At 37.0% G+C, this 714-nt stretch carries 1 protein-coding gene; it reads left to right on the forward strand.

Annotation, left to right across the window (positions count from 1 at the left end; genetic code table 11):
• Positions 1-118 precede the first annotated feature (118 nt).
• Positions 119-487 (forward strand): hypothetical protein, encoded by a 369-nt coding sequence (locus MWU82_RS24050; RefSeq protein ID WP_247098293.1) that lies wholly within the window; start codon positions 119-121, stop codon positions 485-487.
• Positions 488-714 lie beyond the last annotated feature (227 nt).

Below are 714 nucleotides of genomic sequence, written 5' to 3' on the forward strand. Positions count from 1 at the left end.
ATTCAACAAGTGAATTTCCTGCAATTAACTATCTTCGGTACAGGCGGACATTTTCCGTTGGAAAAGTCCGCAACTAATCATACACGAACCGTTGTAACCCATTTAAGAAAGACCTCATATGAAAAAAGAAATATTTGAATGGCTTAAAAATATTGAAAAGCAAGATGGAATTCCTCCAGATTCAGTGATTGCTTTTAATTTAGGTCTAATGGAAAGTGACCAAGGATTTATGATTTATTTCGTTGGTGCTTTTGAATATTCAGAGGACGATGATGATTGGGCTTGTTTAGAGCCCCCTACGAAACCATATAGATATTTAAGATTGCCTGATAAAGTTCAAAAAGAAACTTGGGAAACTGTTCTTGAACTTTGTAAAAACGCATTAACTGAATTAGAAAATGATGGTAGTCTAAACAAGACCTTGATTAAGAATGCTAAAGCAATTACGACGGGATTTGATGAAGGGGAATTAATAAAAATTAGATAAAAAACGGGTTACAACACCGTATAAAAATAATTGCGGTTTAGTGCTTAATCAAAGGTCGTTGCGTGTTTGTAACGTCTGATTTTCCTTCGGAAAATCCTCGCATACAAACCCGCAACTATTCTTATACAACAACGTTGAGCGCAATAACCTCAGCCATGGCTTGTCTCAATTCGCTGCGCCGTCTCGACAAGCCATGGATTCGGATACGATTTAAAGAACTACGTGCC

This window comes from Arenibacter sp. S6351L, assembly GCF_023016025.1.
Taxonomy (GTDB): Bacteria; Bacteroidota; Bacteroidia; order Flavobacteriales; family Flavobacteriaceae; genus Arenibacter; species Arenibacter algicola_B.